Genomic DNA, 19,239 nt, shown 5'->3' with positions numbered 1-19,239 from the left:
TCCGGACTTTGAACGAGTAGATCGAACCTGAAATAACGTTACTATGGTCGTTTATTTCTGGCCCTAACTACTAGACCTTCTCGTTGGAGTAAGCGACCCGGGTGTCGACAGTCAGCTCCAATACCTTCTCCTGGCCGTCGTACGTCAGCCGAAGCGGTGTATGCTTGCCATACAGCCACCATTTGCTGATCCCCTCTGCGCCTTCCTCGAAATAAAACAAATTGAGATCGTCGCTGAGCCGGCCGATCTCCTCCGCCCGCTCGGGAGCCACCTCCTCGATGATGATACGCCATCCCTCCTCCTGCTCCTCCAGAGCAAACGGATTGGGGCGATCATCCGTATCGAGCAGCAGACGGCCGATTACCTGTTTGACCAGCAGCTTTTTCTTCACGTTCTCCTCCAAGCGTCTCCCCTCCTCCTGTATATACACGATCAAGGCATATCGATCAGCAGCAGTCGTGCGCCTTCCTCCGTCTGCAAGAGCAGCTCTGTCTCTCCCGTGATCCTCGCCGCATCCCGGGGCTGCAGCTGTTGCGAGCTGCCTGCCGCCAGGGCGCCTTCGATGACGAACAGATAAAGCCTGCGACCCGCTCCTGTTGCGTGGACCAGCGATTGACCGGCGCTCAGGTCAGACATATAGATCGTCAGATCCTGATGGATATGTGCGACCCCTTTCCCTGCATGCCCTTGACCGGAGACAATCGGCAGCAACCTGTCCTGGAGCTCCCCGATCTCATAAGTCGAGGTCTCATAGGAAGGCGGCAAGCCAGGCTGTGACGGGGTGAACCAGATCTGCATCAGCTCGCATGGTTCATCCGCAGGATTGACCTCGGAGTGGATGATGCCGGTGCCTGCGCTCATCCGCTGGACGCCGCCAAAGCCGGTAACTGCCGTGTGGCCGGTACTGTCTTCATGCTTCAACTGTCCGCTCAGCACGATGCTGACGATCTCCATCTCCCGGTGCGGGTGGGCGCCGAAGCCCCGATGTCCGCTGATAATGTCATTGTTGAAGACGCGCAGACAGCCGAAGTTTGTATTGTCTTCATCATAGAAATCGCCAAAAGAGAAGCTCAAGCGGCTTTTCAACCAATCCAAATTTTTCTGATACCGTTCTTCTGCAGGATAATGAGCGATCATGGCTAACACTCCTGTTCCAAGTTACTCCGGCTGCAGCGGCGGCTTGGTGACGCTCTGCAGCCAGGTCCATGCATTGGTGATCGTTTTATCCATGTTGGATACCTGCTGCTCATCTACAAACGGGGCCTCGTGACGGAAATAATCGGCATGTCCGCCCACGACGGTGATCGGCTTGATATGGGCTGGGGCGTACTTGGCGCCGTCCCACCGAGGCAGCTTCAATCCTTGTCGCGACCAGCCGCCCCAGCTTCCCAGCTTGGTGATGGGGTCCTTGAGTCTGCCGAGCTCATCCACGGCGTGGATGTAGCAGACCCGGTCGCGGAACTCCGGGAGGATGGGCACGCGAGGAGAGCCGATCTGCACGATCCGGCAGTCATCCAGCCGCCCCTCGTCCGCCAGTATCCTCGCAGCCTGGTAGGCGGCTGCCCCGCCCCCGCTGTGGCCGATCAGGATGAGCAGGCCGCCGTTGTACGTCTTGCGGATCTCATCTGCCGCCAGCCTGCCGCCGATCCGGAAGGCTTGAAAACGGCGGGTCACATCGCCGCTAACCTCGCGAACCTGAGCAAACAGGCTGCGGGTGTGATCACCGTAAGGGTAGATGACGTGCACGCCGGACTGCCAGCCGTATATGCCGCACAAGCCCCGGACATGTTCGCTGCAGTTCTCAAAAAAACTCGGCTTCGTCGCGACACCGGCCAGCAGATATACGGAAGCTTGCGCTTCGATTGTGTTGGGCTCAAACATCCTCATCGTCTCCTTTGCTTCCCAGTCTCAGGTCGTTTGAGGGTTAGTATACGGCAATAAAACCTTCTGTCATTCACGCTGCCCGGAACAGTCGCCCGCTCTGTTCCACTTACCTTATTATAGTTGATCGGGCAGCAAAATGAAATGCCTTCCCTGCATGGATGCGGCCGATTCATACCCGGTTAAGCGGGGTATCATAACCTATACCCGACAACAGAGGAGGAATAATCATGGCAGACAAGCAGGCATTGGAGAAACAAATCATCGACGTGCTCAAAGATAATCCCTTTTGTTCCTTCGGTACAGTAGAAGGCAACCGGCCGAAGGTGAGGTATATGGCTTTGTTCCATGACGGCCTGCAGCTGCATCTGGCGACCAGCCGCAAGACGCATAAGGTCGAAGAATTAAAGGACAACCCTCAGGTCTTCCTGCTCGTCGGTTACGACGGCAAGTGGGGCCGGGAAGTCCTCTCCATCGAAGGCAAAGGCGAGGTGACCAAGGACGACAGCTTGCGCGAGAAGGTCTGGAGCAAGGAGCTCGAACGTTGGTTCAGCGGACCGGACGATCCCGATTATGTCATCCTGGACATCACGCCGGAACGCATCGAATTGACCGGTCCGGACATGGAGACGAAAGTCTGGGAGCGGTAGTCGCTTTCCAGCACGATGGGTTTCATAGAAGTGGATTCGACATCGAATCTTGAATGCAGTCGGAAATTCCGGTGCTCACGTAGGTTCACCTACGCTCCGCTCCTCATTTCCTCCTGCCTCCAACCTTCTCGGTGCTGAAAACCGAACTTTCTCGCCTTTTGGTGAATGCGCAAAAAGCCCTTCCCGTTGGTAAAGCGGGAAGGGCTTTGCTGTGCCTGGCCGGCCTTACTCGGCCGGAGGCGTAAAGCTGCGTTTGGCGAACTCGGCATCCATCATAAAGAAGGCGTTGCTGTCCTTATCGATCCGTTTGAGCTTCTGGATGATGGAATCGAACATCGATTCTTCCTCGACCTGCTCATCGATAAACCATTTCAGGAATTGGATCGTCGCATGCTCGCGGTCATTCATGGCGATGTCAGACAACTGATAGAAACGCTGAGTCACTTCCAGCTCATGACGGTACCCTTCCTCGAATACCTCCAGCACCGACTTGTAATCATTTTTCGGGGTGTCCATGCCGGTAATGGTCGCCCGTTTGCCCCGGTTATTGAGGAACGTATAGATCTTCATTGCATGGAATTTCTCTTCCTCCGCCTGGACGATGAAGAAGTTGGCAAAGCCATCCAGGCTCTCGCCAGATAAATAGGCTGCCATCGCGAGATAGACCTGGGAGGAATAGAACTCAAAGTTCATCTGGTCGTTAAGGGCCTTGTGCAGCGTATCGTTCATCATATGACCACCATCCTTTACCATTGCTAAGATGCTTCTATCATATCGAAAAGCCGTATCCTCGGCAACCTCTCTTCCTTATGACTCTTGTGAATTTCTTCCATTCGACATATAATGATTCTGGTACTATATTCCTACTACCTGAGACTCGGGAGGTAAAGCGGATGCATTGGTTTGGTGATTACAAGGAGGAGCTTGCTTACATTTTTGATGATGCCCGTCTGCGCGTCTCCCGCTTCCCCGATCCGCTTGGACAATTGGGGCACACGTATATGGATGCCTTCAACCCTCTTTTAGAAGGCAGCACCAAAAATTATGTCTGTTATCTTCTCCCCTACTGGCTTGAGGATGCCCTGCCGCTTCGCCGCGAGCATGCGCGAGAGCTCGCTTTGGCCAATGTGTTCGGCATGCTGCATTACTTTATTTTGGACGATGTCATGGATGCGGCTTCATCGCCCTCCGGCTGGACGGAGCAGCTGGCGCTCTCTGAGCTGTTCATGCTGCAGTACCTTAGCTTGTACCGCAAGCTATTCCCCCATGACTCGTCGTTCTGGCAGTACCACGATAACTATATTGCCGAGTGGTCTTCGACGGTCTGCAACGAGCGCGACGAAAACTACTTCCTGACCGATCCGCTTCGCATCGCCAAAAAAGCCGGCCCAGTCAAACTTGCCAGTACAGGCGCGCTATTATTATGCGACCGCGCGCAACTTCTTTATCCGGTATCGGAAATGGTCGACCTGCTGCTCGTCACGCTGCAGATGAACGACGATTGGGCAGATTGGGAGGAGGACCTCGCCTCCGGAAGCTACAACGGACTGGTTGCGCTCATCAAATCCATGGAAGGATTAACTAGTCAACATACGATCACTTCTGAGCAGGTACGCAGAGCTTTATATATGAGTGGAGCTATGTCACGGTACAGCGCCAGAGCAATAGCCGCCCACCAGCGACTCAAAACACTGGACTTTATTGCCCCCAAGCTTCTGGACTTCCATCTTTTCCTCGTAGATCAGTTGGCCCAGGCCAGCGTTCGCTTCGAAGAAGAACGAAGGTCTTTGGAGCTGGGCGCATTGAATCATTGGATCTATAAAAATTTAAATTAAATAGTAGAAATTACCCAATTCCCATGCTATACTCTAGTGGAAATGGTATCCATTTTATAAAATAAAGGGAGCGATGACACAATGACAGCCATGCAGACCTTAAAAATCCAGATTATTCAAAAAGCCTGGGAAGACGCCACATTCAAACAAGCCCTTTTGGCCAATCCGGCAAAAGCCATTGAAGATGCATTTGACGTCGCCGTACCCAGCGAGATCGAGCTTGTGGCAGTTGAGGAAACGACTACCAAGTTTTATGTAGTCATTCCTCCCAACCCTGCAGACGTATTTGACACAGACGCACCGAACGGCATGTGGTAATTGCTAGGCAGAGGCACTGACGGACGGGAAGCGCAGCACAGCTTCCGTCCCGATGCCTTTGGTGCTCTTGAATTCGATCCGCCCCTGCATGACCTCAATGATCCGAAAGGTTACCATTAACCCCAGTCCTGTCCCCTTCGTTTTGTTAGAGAAATAAGGCTCTCCCATAGCCAACTCCGTTTCGAGCATGCCTTCACCGTTATCCTTGATATGAATGACGATTTCTTCCCTCTCCTTGTAAGCCCAGATCCGGATTTCCCCTTGACCGTTTAATGCCTCGATGCTGTTTTTGATAAGATTAATAAAAGCCTGCTTCAGCTTGGAAGAATTGCCTTTGATGTACAACTGCGCCGGGATATCCAAACGGATGGTGCCCCCTTGCAGATTGGCCAGCGGCAGCAGGATGCCTTCGATATGCTTGAGTTCCAGCGCAATATTGAGCACAGATATTTCTTCAAGCTCAGGCTTTGCAAAGGTAAGGAAATCGGTAATAATATGCGATGCCCGATCCAGCTCATCAATCGCTAATTCCATAAAATGCTTGTCCTTGGCCGAAGAGCTCTCTCGCAACAGCTGAAGAAAGCCACGGGTAACCTGCAGCGGGTTGCGCACCTCATGGGCGACCGAGGCGGCCAGTCCGCTAATGATCTCCATTTTCTCCGATCGTTCGAGCCGGCTGTTGAACATCTCCAGCTCTTTGGAGTAGGCGATCAGCTGCTTATGATTGCTGGCTAGCCGGCGGCCGAGGATGATGATGAGGGAGAGCAACACGGTGACGATGCCCCACTTCCACAGGGTCAGGTCATACTTGCCCGCTCGCATATAGAACAGGATCAGATCGATAATCCCCATCATCGCGGAGATCATAAACCCCGTAGAGAAGATAAGCGCATCCTTGTTGCCCCTGAAGGCCAGGAACAGCGAGCAGCCAAAAAGCATGCATAGCTGTATGAGCATTATAACGCCCAACAACAATACAGTAGCGATATAGTAAAGAGTGTAGTACGCGTATCCGGTCGCAACATTGATAACTGAACAAACCGCACAGAATATGGAGAAGCCGACCTGGAACTTGCGGAACTTGGAGATAAAGCTCATGCGCCGATCATCGATCATCCGCTCGAAAAAATAGGTCAATGATGGCAGCAAGACCAATAACGACAAGTCGAACAGATGAAACGCAACGACGCCAAGCTCCGGATAAAAGGTGTAAAGATAAGGTGAATAAGTAATGACAAGCAGACCGGTCGACAAAATAATCAAGCTTAGCGACAGCCACCTCCGGAATTGCTCCTTTTGGAGAAAGACCAAACAGATCAGCATCACAAAGCCGACAAAAATAAATGCACTGCCCAAAATAAGATCCAGCAATTCCTGCCGGACATAAGTCGGATGAAGCGATTCAAAGTCGCCTACAAGGGCGGGTTCTTCGATGCCGAGTCTGTCCTTTGGTGTATCGACCCAGATCAGGATTTCCTCGCCTGAGTGCGAGCGCTGTAAAGGGAGCAGGATGCGATGGACATCATACATATAATCACGATTCATCTCATATAGCATCTTGTCGCCGGCAAATATGCGCACATTCTGACCGTACAAACGCTCTAAATACAGGACAGTATTGTCCCATGTCAACTCCGGCAGCCGGAGTCTCAGCCATGCCGAGGAAACCCCGTCAGGCAACGGAGGAAGCGGTTCGTGATCACCCAGGTTGAACCAGGACGATGTGTCCGGGACCTGCGAACCACCGCCTGGTTCAGATGTGTCGGGACCCCAGCTCATTTCCCATTTGCGGATCAAAACATTGGCAGGTGTTTTTTCTTCTATTTCTTGGACGGTGTGAGCGAGCGGCAATGATCTGTCCGATCCAGGAGCAAGCTCGAGCCCCCGGGCCACCATGCCAGTCGGCACTCCAGACCAGAAGAACGCCATCATTACGAGGAGAACCAGCCAATGTGCAGGAGAAGCTTTCATAATACCCCCATCAATTTCATTACATTTGAATATGTATTAAATTTCGACAAATTCCCGCCTCGTCCTCCTGGAAAGACCGCTTTCAAAAAAATAAAATTCATTGCTAATGATCCTTTAGGGGGGGGCGGGGACGTGATCGAAGTAATCTTCCGATTCGTTCCGGGAACAATACGGTTAAGGATATCTATATCCGCGGCGACGCCGCAACCCGAAAAGGAGGCAGCTCCCATGAAAGAAAAAAACAATCATCCGGATAGTCTAGTCACGCAGCGTGAGATCGACCCGTCCTTCGGACTGTTCGAGGAAGAAGAAGAAGCGCAATATGTACCCGATGCCGAAAGCGAGCTGACGGAGCTCTATCCGGAAGAAGATGTGATCCCTGACGACCTGCCGCCAAACGAGTCATCCGCCCAGGATGAAGCTGCACCAGGAACTCCTGTCGATCCGGCTGCGCCGGAGGAGATCACCCCTGGCATCGACCTGATCAACGGGGTCGGCACCGAACCTGAAAAGGAAACGACTTAATCTGCAACTTTTTGGACCAAACCGGCAGAAGGTTTTCCTTTGCCGGTTTTTTGCACTTCATCTTAACCATCCTGGCGATCGAGATCTTCCAACAATTCCCTTGACAACTGGTACAGCTGGATCAGCTTCTCCGGCGCCAGCGACGACTGCTTGAACACCTGCTGCGGTACGCAAGCGCCCTGTTCGCGCAGCAAAGTACCCTTATCGGTCAACCGGATGAGCACGCTGCGTTCGTCCGCGCGATCCCGCTCCCGGGTGAGCAGGCCGGCTGTCTCGAGCTTCTTCAACAGCGGCGTAAGGGTGCCGGAGTCCAGATAGAGCCGAGCGCCCAGCTCTTTGACCGAGAGTCCATCCCTCTCCCAGAGTACGAGCATAGTCAGGTATTGGGTATAGGTAAGATCCAGCGCCTTGAGCAGCGGCTGATAGATTCTTGTAATCTCGCGCGAACATGCATACATGGTGAAACAAAGCTGATGCTCCAGCTTCAAAGGTTCATAGGGAGCTTCAGCCAACGATTGAATCTCTGGCGGTTGATTGGCCGTCTGACGGCTCATGCTGGTCACCTCGCAATTAAATTGCATGCAATCTAATTCCAATCATTATAGCATCCTCTGCCAAAGAGTGTCAAAGCCCGTCTAATTATCCACGTGTTGACACCCGTTAATTGAATTGTATAAAATTTAATTGTGAAAAATACACGACAGGAGGTTTAATCTATGACCATCTACGATTATAACGTGTCGACGATCCGGGGCGAGGACCGACCGCTGGCAGACTATCGGGGCGATGTGCTGCTGATCGTCAATACGGCCACCAAGTGCGGATTTGCCCCCCAGTTCTCCGGTCTTCAGCAGCTCCACGAGCAATACGAGGCGCAAGGGCTGCGCGTGCTTGGCTTTCCCAGCAATCAGTTCGCCAATCAGGAGCCCGGTGAGAACGCCGATATCGAACAGAGCTGCCAGATCAATCACGGCGTTACCTTTCCGTTGTTCGCCAAGATCGATGTGAATGGGCCGGCAGCCCACCCACTCTACCAGCATCTGGTCCAGGAAGCGCCTGGCATTCTGGGCTCCAAGGCCATCAAGTGGAACTTCACGAAGTTTCTCGTCGACCGCAGCGGCCGAGTCGTCAAGCGCTTCGGTCCCCAGGATACGCCAGCCAAGATCGAGCCGCATATCAAGCAGCTGCTCTGACCCGCTCCGTCCTTGACTGCCGGGGCTGCCTGCAGCCCCTCACCTCCAAACGCCCAGCCGGATCTCTTCCCTTACTTGTCCACAGGCTCCCGAACCGCTATTCGGCGATGATCGCCTTTACGCGCCCCACTTGTCCATTCTGCAGCCTGACTTTGATGCCGTGCGGATGCTGCGGCGAGTTGGTCAGCAGCTCCTTGACGACGCCCCTGGTGGTAGCGCCGCTGCGCTGATCCTGCTTCAACACGATATCCACGGTCAGCCCCGGCTTGATATTCGCTCTTGTCCTGCCATCCATAACTCTATTCCTCCTCAAGTATCAGTAGCTCATGGTGCTATGCGTCATGAACGTCCCCTATTATGGCACGCTCTTCAACCTAAGTATACCCCGTTCCCTCCTGCACTGACCAGAGTGCTTCAGATCCCTTGTGTGCACGCCTTGGATTCACACAGGAGTGTGGTAGAATATTATAGAGAGCATCATCCACTTGCCTGCAATATTCTATCCCTACATAACGAACAGGAGGATGTTACGATGGCTAACGAGACCGGTTTAATCGTCCAGCAATCGCTGGACGCACTGCTGCAGGATACGGAATTTCTCCCCCATCTGAAGGGGCTGGACCGGGAGCAGGCCTTTCGCTCGCTGGGCGCGATCCTCTCTACGCCCAACCACGTCCACAAATCCTACCTGAGGATCGTCATGGACAGCGGCAACGTAGAGCGGGTACCTGCCTTCCGGATCCAGCATAACGATACGCTCGGGCCTTATAAGGGAGGTATCCGTTTCCACGAATCCGTCAATGAAGATGAAGTGACCAATCTCGCCACCTTGATGACCCTCAAGAATGCGCTGCACGAAGTTCCCTTTGGCGGCGCGAAAGGCGGCATCATCATCAACCCCAGGGACTACTCGGTGCGCGAGCTGTATATGATCTGCAAGAAATATGTCCAGTACTTCAGCGATGTGCTGGGGCCGGACAAGGATATCCCGGCTCCCGACATGGGCAGCGGCGAGCGCGAGATGGACTGGATGATGTCCGAGTTCAAGAACATCCATCCCGGCGAGCCCTACCGCGGCAGCTTCACCGGCAAGAGCGTCGTCAGCGGCGGTTCGCTCGGGAGACGTGAAGCGACCGGCAAGGGCGTGTATTTTACGCTGCGGCACCTGCTGCACGATTTCATGAAAAACCAGAGCAGATGGTTCTCTGACAAGAAGACACAGGATAATCCATTCCTGAAGACTGCGATGGCCCATACCGACAGACCGCTCAAGCTGGCTGTTCAGGGCTTCGGCAACGTCGGCTCGGTAGCGGCGCTGGAAGCCTACCAGTGCAAAGTGCTGCAGAATAAAATTGTCGCTGTCAGCGACCGCAACCATACGCTTTATAATGAGGACGGACTGGATATCCCCGCGTTGGTCGACTATACGGCCGAACATGGCGGGGATCTGCCCCTCTCCACCGAGCAGCTCGACGCAGCAGGCATCAAAGCCACGCTCAAGGACCGCGAAGCGGTGCTGACGCTGGATGTGGATGTGCTCATACTGGCCGCACTCGAGGATCAGATCCATGCAAGCAATGCCGGGGAGGTCCGGGCGCGAATCATTGTCGAAGGCGCCAACGCGCCGGTAACCGGAGATGCCGACCGCATTCTTGGCGACCGGGGCGTGATTATCATCCCTGACATTCTCGCCAACGCCGGCGGCGTCATCGTCTCCTATTTTGAATGGCTGCAAGGTCGTGAGACCCAGTTCTATACAGAGGAAGAAGTGTTCAAGCTGCTTATGGGCAAGATGGAGCAGACGATGGAATCGCTGCTGCCGGCCTTTTTTGGCGGCCGCCACAGCCTGCGGAGCCATTGTTACAACCATGCGGTGTTGAAGCTGTCGGCGGCGCTCTACCGACAAGGCAAGCTGTATTAGATTGAATACAACCCACATTTGATAATCGGCTTCGGATTATGTAGGATGGGTAATAGAAAAGATATGTTTAACGGATGTGGAGCGTGAGAGAGCGATGAAACTATTGATAGTGGACAACGAAGAGCGTGCCCGCAAAACCATCCACCAGCTGGTCAAGTGGGAAGAGTACGGCATCGAGGAAGTGCTCGAAGCGGATAACGGGCTGACAGCCAAGGATATCATCGCACGAGAACGTCCGCAGATCATCCTGATGGATATGATGATGCCCCAGATGAATGGCGTGGAGCTGATGAAGTGGGTGCATGAGCATGAGCCGGCGATCAAATTTGTCGTCATCAGCGGCCACGACGATTTCGACTTCGTCCGCAGCACGATGCGGTACGGCGGCATCGACTATCTGCTCAAGCCGGTCGAAGCCAAGGTGCTGAGCGCTGCGCTCAGCAAAGCCGTGACGGCTTCGCTGCGGGAGCAGCAGGAGCGCCAGATTCGTGAGCGGCAGCAGCCGCAAGGCAGCCGCTTCATGCCGATGTATGCGGACAAACTGCTCTCCGGCCTGGTCGCAGATCCTGCGCAGCATGAATCGACCATGCGGATGCTAAGGGATGAGTGCGGGCTGCCCGAGTCGTTCGACACCGCAGCTGTCGCGATCCTCCAGGTGGAGGAGACAGACTACAAGCTGTTTCAACGCTTCGGCAATGACGCGGATCTGCTGTATTTTGCGTTGCTCAACATCTGCAATGAATTTCTCCAGCCGCGGCAGCTCGGCACCGCCTTTCGCCATCCGGGCGAAGCCGGCGAGATCACGCTGATGGTCTGGGACAGCAAGATGAGTCTGACTGTATTGATCAACGAGATCAATGAAGGTTTATATACTACGCTGCAGCGCCGGATGCACTTTGGCATCAGCAGGCGGGGTGCGTTCCCAGGCGAGGTCCCGCAGCTGTACGTCCAGGCGGTGGAGGCGCTGCGGTCGCGCAATCTGCTCGAGAGCGACAGCTATGTGCATCACGCCGGCCAGTCAGAGGACGGGCACGGAGGCGACAGCGGCACGCCGCTGTTCGACACGTACGCCAAAGACTGGGAGCTCGCCGTGACGAGCGGCCAGCATGAGCTGATCGCGATGGCGGTCGAAGCCTGGATCGGCAAGCTCAAAAAGTGTCAGCAGATCACGCTGGCGCAGCTGGAGGAATGGGACGCCGCCATCACGCGTCTGCAGGAGCGGATGCTCGAGCATACGGCAGGCGCCAAGGCGCCGGAGCTCCAAGCCCAGCTGGAGCTGGAGCAGCGTACCTACGCTGCCTCGCAGCCGGCCAGCACCGGCTTCTCGCTGCTGGCGCTGCAGGACCGCTGGCAGCGCATGCTGATCCGGCTCTCGCAGAAGCTGCTTACGCATCAGCGGCAGCAGCGCTAACCGCCCGCTACAAAGCGACGCCTTCGCTAAGCCCCGTCCCGACTCATCGCAGGGACGGGGTTTTTGTCGTGTATCGACGCTCTTTCGCGGCTGCGGCGCGTGATGAATATGAAATTTCAAGTTTATTTTGAGAATCACAGCATTTTTTGCTGATCGAATATGAAAATTCATACTTATTTCGCAATTTTGGCGTAAACCTCCACTTTAAATATGAAAATTCATATTCGTTATTCGGCGTCGCGCCAGGCATCGCAGCATTTGCACAGGCACTGCGTGAGGTGACGGCGCCGGACGGCTAATGCAACGCCAAAAAAACCGCCGGGGAGCCCAGCCTCCCTGGCGGTTTTTTTGGGATTGCAGTTTCAGATTGCTCCTTCAGTCCAGCATGAACATAATCGCAACCACGATGAGAACACCGACCACATAAATCGCGCTCAGACGCAGCCATTTGCGTCCGGTGTTTTTCATATATCGCGGATCAGTCTCCCGGTTGCTCTTCGACTGCCCGATGATGATCGTCGCGACCAAGCCGAGCACGACGACCCCGATCGCTATGACATGGAGCCATTGCATTACGCATCACCTGCCCAAAGCGTTTTGACTAGCCTCAACACGAAACAAACCCATTATAGGCGGTTGATGTCAGGAACACACCACCCAATTACCCGCTGCCGGGCCCATCCAATCTGAACTAGCCGTGCGCCCGGATAAAGGCCACCTGCTTGCGCAGATGATCGCCGCTCGTATGATGGCCGTTGAACGGGTAGATCTGCAGCTGCTTCGGCGCCTCCAGCCGGTTGTAAAAAGCGAAGATCGTCTCCGGCAGGCATATGGGATCCTTCAAGCTCACCGAGACGAAGGTCGGCACTGTCAGCCGCCCCACCAGATTTAGCATGTCAAAGTAACTCAGCGTCCGAAGCACCTGCTCCAGCCGCTCCGGCTGCCGCGAGACGAAGCTCGCCGCCTCCGAGAGGGAGCCCTGGGAATGATAGATCCCATAATCCATATGGCACATGTTGGGGACGTCCGCGATCACCTGGCTGGGGATGTCGCTGAGCGCCCCTGTGATGAGCGCCAGTCCGCCCCCTTGGCTGCCACCCATGACGATGACCCGGCTCGCATCCACCTCCGGCTGGGCCGCTGCCCATTCGACCGCCCGGATCGCATCGACCGTGATCGCCTGGTAGTAGCATCCCCGGGGATCCAGCAGACCTTGCGTGATCCAACCGCTCGTCATGCCATGCTCCTGCGCCAGCATATTGCCCGTCTCGCCGCTCTGACCTCGGACATCGATGGCGAACACCGCGTAGCCGAGCAACAGCCACGCCGCATATTGCTCCGGATAACCTTTATTGCCGTGGTACCCGTGATAGATGACTATGCAAGGCAATCCCTTGCCCGGCTCGGAAGGAGCAAACCGCGGGAGCAGATACCAGCCGTGGATCGGCGTATCGTCATAGCCTTTGTAGGTAATCTTGCATACATCCATGTGCGGCGACAGACTGTCCTGCGCCTCCCTTTGGTCCAGCAGCGGCCTTGCTGCAGCCGCCTTCAGCGTGTCCTCCCAGTACTCGGCCAGATCCCCCTGCGACGTCTGTGGAGCCGTGTACTGCTCGAGCTCGGTAATTCGTTTAGTGACAAAACTCAGCGTCATTCATTCCTTTCTCGGACCGGTGCGAGTGTTACTGGTGGTGAGGGTGGCTTGCAGCCCGCCTGGTCCTGTCCGTTTCACCCACAATAACCCGCTGCGAGCCATTTTGTAAAGGCTTTTATTGGAGGATCTGATTATCAGGAACGGACTTTTTAGAGTTAATTAACAGAGTATGTGAATTTGTTCACATTTCTTTCACGAAATCTGTTTGCTTGTGAAAAAAATCACGAAAACCTATTGCACTCGATTCGTATTCGTTATATAGTTAGATCAACGCCAAACATTGTGAATTAAATCACAACTAAAAGAGGTCAAAGAAATTGAGCTACACGTCGCCACGTACGCGGTTGACAAGGTGAAACGGCTTCGCCTAAGAGTTTTGCAAAGCAAAACTAGCTTCGTAAGCTCACGGCGCGGCAAGTTTCATTCCGGAGAATTCTAAGCTGATATATGTGTGCTAACAAATAATTTCTTAGAATTCAAAGTGAACAGCTGAGGTGGGTGTTGACGAAGCATGCAAGAATGACATTCTTTGCAGGAGAAATCAGACGTTGCGGTACAGGAGAAGATCAAGGTGGTTGGCCGTGGGGAGCTCGACCAGCACACCTTACTGAAGCCTCATCTACCGACCAAGCTTTCGTTGCCGCACTTCTCCCACCCAACTTTGTGAAATAATTCACCACTAACAGGAGGTTAATTTTATGAAAACTATGAAAATTGCTGTTATCGGATGTACCCATGCCGGCACCGCCGCTGTCACCCAATTGGCTGCGCAACATCCTGAGGCTGAGATTACCGTCTACGAGCGTAATGATAATATCTCGTTCCTCTCGTGCGGCATCGCGCTTGCTGTCGGTGGTGTCGTCAAGGATGCCGAACAACTCTTCTATGCCACGCCGCAGCAGCTCGAGGGTATGGGCGTGAAGATGAGAATGCGCCATGAAGTGCTTGGTATCGACACTACAGCCAAGACCCTGACCGCACGCAACCTGGTAGGCGATCATATCGTGACCGATACGTACGACAAGCTCGTCATGACGACCGGCTCGTGGCCGATCATCCCGAAGATGGACGGCATGGACCTGGATAACATCCTGCTATGCAAAAACTACGCCCACGCCAAGACCATCATGGCCAAAGCCCAGGATGCGAAGCATGTCACTGTCGTCGGTGCAGGCTACATCGGTATCGAGCTGGTCGAAGCGTTCGAGCAGATGGGCAAACAGGTGACGCTCATTGACAATATGGACCGGATCCTGTGCAAATACCTGGACCAGCCATTCACCGATCCGCTGGAGGCCGAGCTGCAAAGGCGCGGTGTCGAGCTCGCGATGGGTCGCAGCGTGCAGGCGTTCGAAGGAGAAGACGGCGCTGTCCGCAAGGTCATCACCACCCAGGGCGCATTCGAGACTGATATGGTCGTACTCTGTATCGGCTTCCGCCCCAACACCGAGCTGCTGAAGGATCAAGTGAACATGCTGCCGAACGGTGCGATCATCGTCGACGAGTACATGCGCACCAGCAACCCGGACATCTTCGCCGCCGGCGACAGCTGTGCTGTTCGGTACAATCCGACCGGAGGGCAGGCGTACATCCCGCTCGCCACCAACGCCGTGCGGATGGGCACCCTGATCGCCCGAAACCTGATGCAGCCGACCGTCCGCTACATGGGCACCCAGGGCACCTCGGGCCTCAAGCTGTATGACTACAACCTGGCTTCGACTGGCATGACCGAGCAGGCAGCGATTGCTGCGGGCATAGATGTGAAAGAAATCACAATCAAAGACCATGACGTCCCGGAGTTCATGCCGCATTATGAGCAAGTGCTGCTGCGGCTCGTGTATGAAGCTGACACCGGACGCATCGTCGGCGGCCAGATCCTCTCGAAGGCGGATCTGACCCAGCAGATCAACACCCTGTCGGTCTGCATCCAGAACGGCATGACCGTCACCGAGCTGGCCTTCGTCGATTTCTTCTTCCAGCCGCACTACAGCAAGCCGTGGAACCTGCTCAACCAGGCCGGCCTGCAGGCGATGGCTGCGATGGAGCGTGGTGGGGTGAAGGCGTAATAATGTTTCAGGGATAGATAGTGAGATTATGTAGGAAGGCCGGGACCGTCCCTTGGGACGGTCCCGGTCTTTTGTAGCGTTGCGTGGTTGCGGGGTTGCATAGGGTACGTTCATGATGGTGATTAGTTTAAACCTCGATATTGATGCTAAGTCCCGAGTAGTCTGCTGAGTGCGCGTCGAATTGGAAATTTCATGCTCATTCTGCTGTATAACTACGGATACGACTCAACGAGCTCGAATTTTCAAGCTCATTTGCCCTCACACCTGCGATAGTGCCTCATCGAACTCGACTTTTCATACTTATTCGACTCGACCCTGCTGTTTTGCCGCATCCAACTCGAATTTTCATACTCATTTGACTAATACTTGCTTATATGTCGCATCGAATTCGAAAACTCATACTCATTAGCATTACACTTGCTGCTACTGCCATATCGAACTTCGAAAAATCATGTTCATGTGCATCATCCCCGTTGAATTGTACATCGAACTCGAAAATTCATACTCATTCGTATCGCGCTTGCCGCGAAGCCACATCGAACTCGAAATATCGTGTTTAATCGGCGATATGTTAGCTTTTGAGCTCGATTAAGCTTGATATTTCATATACGTTTGCCACTTATGAGAGAAAACGTTGCGACGAATATGAAAAATCGTGTTCAATCATTTCCCCGCCATTTGACTCCGGTGCACCACCGCTAGCATCCGGTAGAAATCATAGCTGCCGCGGACTGGTGTCTCGATGATGCCTTGCTTTACAGCTGCATCCACCGCCCCTTGCGCCCAGGTCGGGACGGCGCTATCGTGCGCCTGTTCCAGTTGGTGCAGCCGCTGCTCCAGCCGTTGAAGCTTCGCTTCCATTGCTTGCTTTTCGCTCACCGTCCATTCCTCCTCCACCTCATCATAGAACCTCAAGTTCTCATCCCGGATGATCGAGATCAGCTTGCGGGCATAATTCGGATCCGTCGCATAACCACACGCCTGCAGCATCTCTGCCTGCGCTTCGGGCGTTGCCGCCCGGCGCACCCTCTCATAACGAGGGAGGCGGAAAAGCAGATCCTGATCCATGTAGAAATCATATAGCGTATCATACGCACGGAAGGCGGCTTGGATATCAACTCGTTTGCCGTCGTATACCTCCCAAGTGCCCTTGTGGACGACGCCGCCCCGCCAATATGCATTGTGTGAACCGCCACCCACCTTGATACCGCCGAGGTTATTCCACGGGTGAATCACCCCGCCGGTCTCCAGCACATTTTGTGCCAGCCGCACCGACGGGAACATCGGCGATCCCTCGCGCCGCACCTGCTGGACGATCGGTGCCAGCTTCGCGATGAACGCCTTTCGGCTAAGCTTGGCCATTCCGCGCACCCTCTCGCCCCTGCTTCACCACTTCATAACCGTATACGGCGACTGCTCCGCAAAGAAAACCCTGAAGCAGCTGTAGCGCCCCGAACCCAAGGATCCAGACTGCAAAGGTCAGACTGAACAACGTCACAATATAGATAATGGCCCAATTAGGCACCTTCGGTGTCTGCTTCAGCATAAACCCAAGCGTCCAACATGCGATAAGCACCACGATCAGCGCTGGATCCAGCACCTCTTGTACAACGTCCCATTCCATAGATAATCCCTCCTATTGGATGAAATTCACGCCAAAGACATATGCAACAATAATAAAAATCGTACCGCCAAGGACATATTGGAGGAAGGTCATCCACGACTTCAGGGTCGTCTGGCGTTCCAACGCCCCCTCGGTCTGGGCGGCTTTGATCAGCTCGGCATTGTCGCGCTGCATCTGCTGCATCCAGCTGAACAGCTTGTTTTCCAGCTTGTCGATCTTCTCGCCGAAGCGGTCGTATTGCTTTTGTAAGTCGTTGGCAAGACTCATTAGTTCACGAAGTTCCTCGGTATTACGAACGGTTTTTTCTTCCACTAGTTGAAGTTTATCTGAAACGACAAGGTAGTTGGCGGCTGCCTGGAGCAACTCACCTTGCATTCCTCGCAATTGCTCTTCCATACTCTGCAATTGTTCAGATTTTTTCGGGTTGAGTTGCTCCAATGTTATCACCTCTTTTCATTTTATTAATTCTTCACAGCTGAACCCCATATCTGATATCGATGTGACATATTCGTTGAAGGACTATCCACTTCTAATTTAAATGATGAGATAAAATCAATAGGATCACTTGAAATAATAACTCCCGATTCTTCACCTATATATCCCCAATTTCTAAACATAGAAAAAGAAGAACTTTGAAGATTTAGGCTTACAAACTGTAAATAGTTAACCAAACTAGCGTAATTTGATGAAAGCATTGTTGTTGTTGATTCCGATGTTGAAAAACCAAGTATTAGATTGCCGTAGGAGCCTCCACCAATATATTTAACTGCGTTGTCCACTGTGATTCTAACCCTTATTTTAGGAATTCCTGAGTAGTTACCGATTATCAAAGCTCGACTTACGCGTCCCGCTCCAGAAATCTCATAAATTGTACTCCAGCCGGTGGTTACAGTTTGCAAACTAGTATCAATAGAAATAGGTTCATACTTTGGTTGCCCCACACTCAACCACCCCATTCCATCAAAATATTCCAACTGCCCGTCCTGCACACGCAACGGCACACTTCCCGTCAGACTGTCAATCGCCTGCTTCGTCCGCTGCGGGGTCATGTAGGATGTCGTGTGCGTCCCCGCCTCCGCCTGCGCCTGCGTAGCAATGCCATAGTTCTGCACACTGGCCAAGCCCACATCGGTCTTGGTCAACGCCACAGCGCCGGTGCGCCCAGCCACGCTGGTGACCGCGTTCGGCTGCGCCCCAGCCGCAATCCCATCCAACTTACTCTTATCTGCCGAGCTCATCAACCCATTGGCAATAGTCGTCGCCACCGATGTCCCAGCCTTGGCGTTCCAGGCCGCCTTTTCAGTATCAGTAACAAAGCGACTACTAGCATCCTGCGTAATGATCGACGCCGGGTGGTTGGCCGGGTGGACGTAGTTGTTCGCACCGGCGGCGATGCCGTCGAGCTTGGCCTTATCGGCTGCCGACATCCGGCCGGGTGCAGCGGTCGATGCGGTTCGGGACACCTCGCTGTCGAGGATGTCCATGTTGTCGTTCAGGTCGGTAATATCGACGATATCTGTGCCTTCCGGTTTTTTCAGGTTCAGATTGCCTGTTCTTTGCATGCGTTGCTCACACTCCTTCGTATACTCTCAATTCACTCCACGTCTTCTCTCCGGCCTGCGCCCAGGTCAGCTCCCGCAGCGTCTCCCACCAGGTGAACCGGTACTGGAAGCTGTAGGCAAGATGGGCCGGCTTGATGTCCTCCAGCATATCGATGAACCCCGCCATATTGGGCGGGATGCCGAGCACGCCGATGAACACGATCTCGAACCGGCTATCCGCCGGGTACTCCACGACATCGACTTCCCCACCGGAGAATGCCGCTGCCGCCTGGATCACCTTCTGCCTGGTCGTCGTGCCGGAGCCGCGGATCTTGGCCCGCAGCACCTCGCGCCGCCACTCGTCCGGTCTGGACGGATCGACGGCAAGTCCAAACTCCAGCTCCCAGTGCTCCAGCCCCCACGTCGCCGTCTCGACGAACGCCTGCCGTAAGCCGTCATCCAAGCTATCACGCAGTCTGCCGATCTCCTCACCCTGTCGGCCCTGCAGTGCCTCCATCTCGCGGATGCCGCGATAATAGGACGGCAGATAGGCCATCAGATCGAGCGGCTCATGCTCTTCCGGACCGATCGCCCTTCCACCCAACGTACCGTAATCCAACACACCGTACAGGTATTGTCCATAACTCAC

General features: G+C 54.1%; 22 protein-coding genes. 8 read left to right on the top strand and 14 right to left on the bottom strand.

The genetic code is table 11. The features are described 5' to 3' along the window. Nucleotides 1–70: 70 nt before the first annotated feature. The 3 genes from ABC336_RS24905 to ABC336_RS24895 are packed head-to-tail and all read right to left on the bottom strand — an operon-like array spanning nucleotide 71 to nucleotide 1,881. Nucleotides 71–403, bottom strand: a complete 333-nt coding sequence (locus ABC336_RS24905; protein ID WP_413241223.1) for a hypothetical protein — start codon at nucleotides 401–403, stop codon at nucleotides 71–73. Nucleotides 404–432: 29 nt separating this feature from the next. Further along, a complete protein-coding gene (locus ABC336_RS24900; RefSeq protein ID WP_413241222.1) occupies nucleotides 433–1,137 on the bottom strand; it encodes a pirin family protein in 705 nt (234 codons plus the stop codon). A gap of 21 nt (nucleotides 1,138–1,158) precedes the next feature. After that, entirely contained in the window at nucleotides 1,159–1,881 is a 723-nt protein-coding gene (locus ABC336_RS24895) for a hypothetical protein (RefSeq protein WP_413241221.1), read from the bottom strand. A 230-nt stretch (nucleotides 1,882–2,111) separates the two neighbouring features. Between ABC336_RS24895 and ABC336_RS24890 the strand changes: the two genes are divergently transcribed. Then, a complete protein-coding gene (locus ABC336_RS24890; protein WP_413241220.1) occupies nucleotides 2,112–2,531 on the top strand; it encodes a pyridoxamine 5'-phosphate oxidase family protein in 420 nt (139 codons plus the stop codon). A gap of 225 nt (nucleotides 2,532–2,756) precedes the next feature. Here the strand turns inward: ABC336_RS24890 and ABC336_RS24885 are convergent, their stop codons facing one another. Next, entirely contained in the window at nucleotides 2,757–3,260 is a 504-nt protein-coding gene (locus ABC336_RS24885; RefSeq protein WP_413242600.1) for a ferritin, read from the bottom strand. Nucleotides 3,261–3,424: 164 nt separating this feature from the next. On the opposite strand from ABC336_RS24885, the gene ABC336_RS24880 reads away from it, so the two are divergent. Continuing rightward, the gene (locus ABC336_RS24880; protein WP_413241219.1) at nucleotides 3,425–4,366 is read left to right on the top strand and encodes a hypothetical protein; all 942 of its coding nucleotides are present in this window, start codon (nucleotides 3,425–3,427) and stop codon (nucleotides 4,364–4,366) included. Nucleotides 4,367–4,447: 81 nt separating this feature from the next. Continuing rightward, nucleotides 4,448–4,684 (top strand): NHLP leader peptide family RiPP precursor, encoded by a 237-nt coding sequence (locus tag ABC336_RS24875; protein WP_413241218.1) that lies wholly within the window; start codon nucleotides 4,448–4,450, stop codon nucleotides 4,682–4,684. 3 nt (nucleotides 4,685–4,687) lie between these two features. On the opposite strand, the gene ABC336_RS24870 is transcribed toward ABC336_RS24875, so the two are convergent. After that, entirely contained in the window at nucleotides 4,688–6,655 is a 1,968-nt protein-coding gene (locus ABC336_RS24870; protein ID WP_413241217.1) for an ATP-binding protein, read from the bottom strand. Between the two features lie 228 nt (nucleotides 6,656–6,883). Between ABC336_RS24870 and ABC336_RS24865 the strand changes: the two genes are divergently transcribed. Continuing rightward, nucleotides 6,884–7,180, top strand: coding sequence for a hypothetical protein (locus tag ABC336_RS24865; RefSeq protein WP_413241216.1), 297 nt, complete (start codon nucleotides 6,884–6,886; stop codon nucleotides 7,178–7,180). Between the two features lie 62 nt (nucleotides 7,181–7,242). On the opposite strand, the gene ABC336_RS24860 is transcribed toward ABC336_RS24865, so the two are convergent. Further along, complete coding sequence (locus ABC336_RS24860) at nucleotides 7,243–7,638, bottom strand: MarR family winged helix-turn-helix transcriptional regulator (RefSeq protein WP_413242599.1); 396 nt, start codon at nucleotides 7,636–7,638, stop codon at nucleotides 7,243–7,245. A 258-nt stretch (nucleotides 7,639–7,896) separates the two neighbouring features. Here ABC336_RS24860 and ABC336_RS24855 point away from each other — a divergent pair, with 258 nt between their 5' ends. Then, complete coding sequence (locus ABC336_RS24855; RefSeq protein ID WP_413241215.1) at nucleotides 7,897–8,373, top strand: glutathione peroxidase; 477 nt, start codon at nucleotides 7,897–7,899, stop codon at nucleotides 8,371–8,373. Nucleotides 8,374–8,470: 97 nt separating this feature from the next. On the opposite strand, the gene ABC336_RS24850 is transcribed toward ABC336_RS24855, so the two are convergent. Beyond that, nucleotides 8,471–8,668: a YwbE family protein gene (locus ABC336_RS24850; RefSeq protein WP_413241214.1), complete on the bottom strand. Its 198-nt coding sequence runs from the start codon at nucleotides 8,666–8,668 to the stop codon at nucleotides 8,471–8,473. Between the two features lie 237 nt (nucleotides 8,669–8,905). Here ABC336_RS24850 and ABC336_RS24845 point away from each other — a divergent pair, with 237 nt between their 5' ends. Both ABC336_RS24845 and ABC336_RS24840 read left to right on the top strand, forming a co-directional pair. Then, nucleotides 8,906–10,294 (top strand): Glu/Leu/Phe/Val family dehydrogenase, encoded by a 1,389-nt coding sequence (locus ABC336_RS24845; protein WP_413241213.1) that lies wholly within the window; start codon nucleotides 8,906–8,908, stop codon nucleotides 10,292–10,294. 94 nt (nucleotides 10,295–10,388) lie between these two features. Next, complete coding sequence (locus tag ABC336_RS24840) at nucleotides 10,389–11,705, top strand: response regulator (RefSeq protein WP_413241212.1); 1,317 nt, start codon at nucleotides 10,389–10,391, stop codon at nucleotides 11,703–11,705. Nucleotides 11,706–12,080: 375 nt separating this feature from the next. On the opposite strand, the gene ABC336_RS24835 is transcribed toward ABC336_RS24840, so the two are convergent. Beyond that, nucleotides 12,081–12,278 (bottom strand): hypothetical protein, encoded by a 198-nt coding sequence (locus ABC336_RS24835; RefSeq protein ID WP_413241211.1) that lies wholly within the window; start codon nucleotides 12,276–12,278, stop codon nucleotides 12,081–12,083. 118 nt (nucleotides 12,279–12,396) lie between these two features. Further along, a complete protein-coding gene (locus ABC336_RS24830) occupies nucleotides 12,397–13,353 on the bottom strand; it encodes an acetylxylan esterase (protein WP_413242598.1) in 957 nt (318 codons plus the stop codon). Nucleotides 13,354–14,066: 713 nt separating this feature from the next. Here ABC336_RS24830 and ABC336_RS24825 point away from each other — a divergent pair. Further along, nucleotides 14,067–15,425 carry an FAD-dependent oxidoreductase gene (locus ABC336_RS24825; RefSeq protein ID WP_413242597.1) on the top strand — a complete coding sequence of 453 codons (1,359 nt, stop codon included), beginning with the start codon at nucleotides 14,067–14,069 and terminating at the stop codon, nucleotides 15,423–15,425. A 663-nt stretch (nucleotides 15,426–16,088) separates the two neighbouring features. Here the strand turns inward: ABC336_RS24825 and ABC336_RS24820 are convergent. The 5 genes from ABC336_RS24820 to ABC336_RS24800 are packed head-to-tail and all read right to left on the bottom strand — an operon-like array spanning nucleotide 16,089 to nucleotide 19,239. Further along, nucleotides 16,089–16,787 carry a glycoside hydrolase family 73 protein gene (locus ABC336_RS24820; RefSeq protein ID WP_413241210.1) on the bottom strand — a complete coding sequence of 233 codons (699 nt, stop codon included), beginning with the start codon at nucleotides 16,785–16,787 and terminating at the stop codon, nucleotides 16,089–16,091. After that, entirely contained in the window at nucleotides 16,774–17,049 is a 276-nt protein-coding gene (locus ABC336_RS24815; protein ID WP_413241209.1) for a phage holin family protein, read from the bottom strand. The genes ABC336_RS24820 and ABC336_RS24815 overlap by 14 nt, the downstream gene beginning before the upstream one ends. Before the next feature lie 12 nt (nucleotides 17,050–17,061). Further along, nucleotides 17,062–17,496 carry a hypothetical protein gene (locus ABC336_RS24810; RefSeq protein WP_413241208.1) on the bottom strand — a complete coding sequence of 145 codons (435 nt, stop codon included), beginning with the start codon at nucleotides 17,494–17,496 and terminating at the stop codon, nucleotides 17,062–17,064. A 14-nt stretch (nucleotides 17,497–17,510) separates the two neighbouring features. Beyond that, nucleotides 17,511–18,611 carry a hypothetical protein gene (locus ABC336_RS24805; protein ID WP_413241207.1) on the bottom strand — a complete coding sequence of 367 codons (1,101 nt, stop codon included), beginning with the start codon at nucleotides 18,609–18,611 and terminating at the stop codon, nucleotides 17,511–17,513. Between the two features lie 7 nt (nucleotides 18,612–18,618). Continuing rightward, nucleotides 18,619–19,239 carry a putative phage tail protein gene (locus tag ABC336_RS24800; protein ID WP_413241206.1) on the bottom strand — a complete coding sequence of 207 codons (621 nt, stop codon included), beginning with the start codon at nucleotides 19,237–19,239 and terminating at the stop codon, nucleotides 18,619–18,621.

The sequence above is a fragment of the Paenibacillus jepli genome (assembly GCF_047238105.1).
In the GTDB taxonomy this organism is placed as follows: Bacteria; Bacillota; Bacilli; order Paenibacillales; family Paenibacillaceae; genus Paenibacillus_D.
The sequence above is the reverse complement of the archived record's forward strand: the minus strand, read 5'-3'. Positions and strand labels throughout refer to the sequence as shown.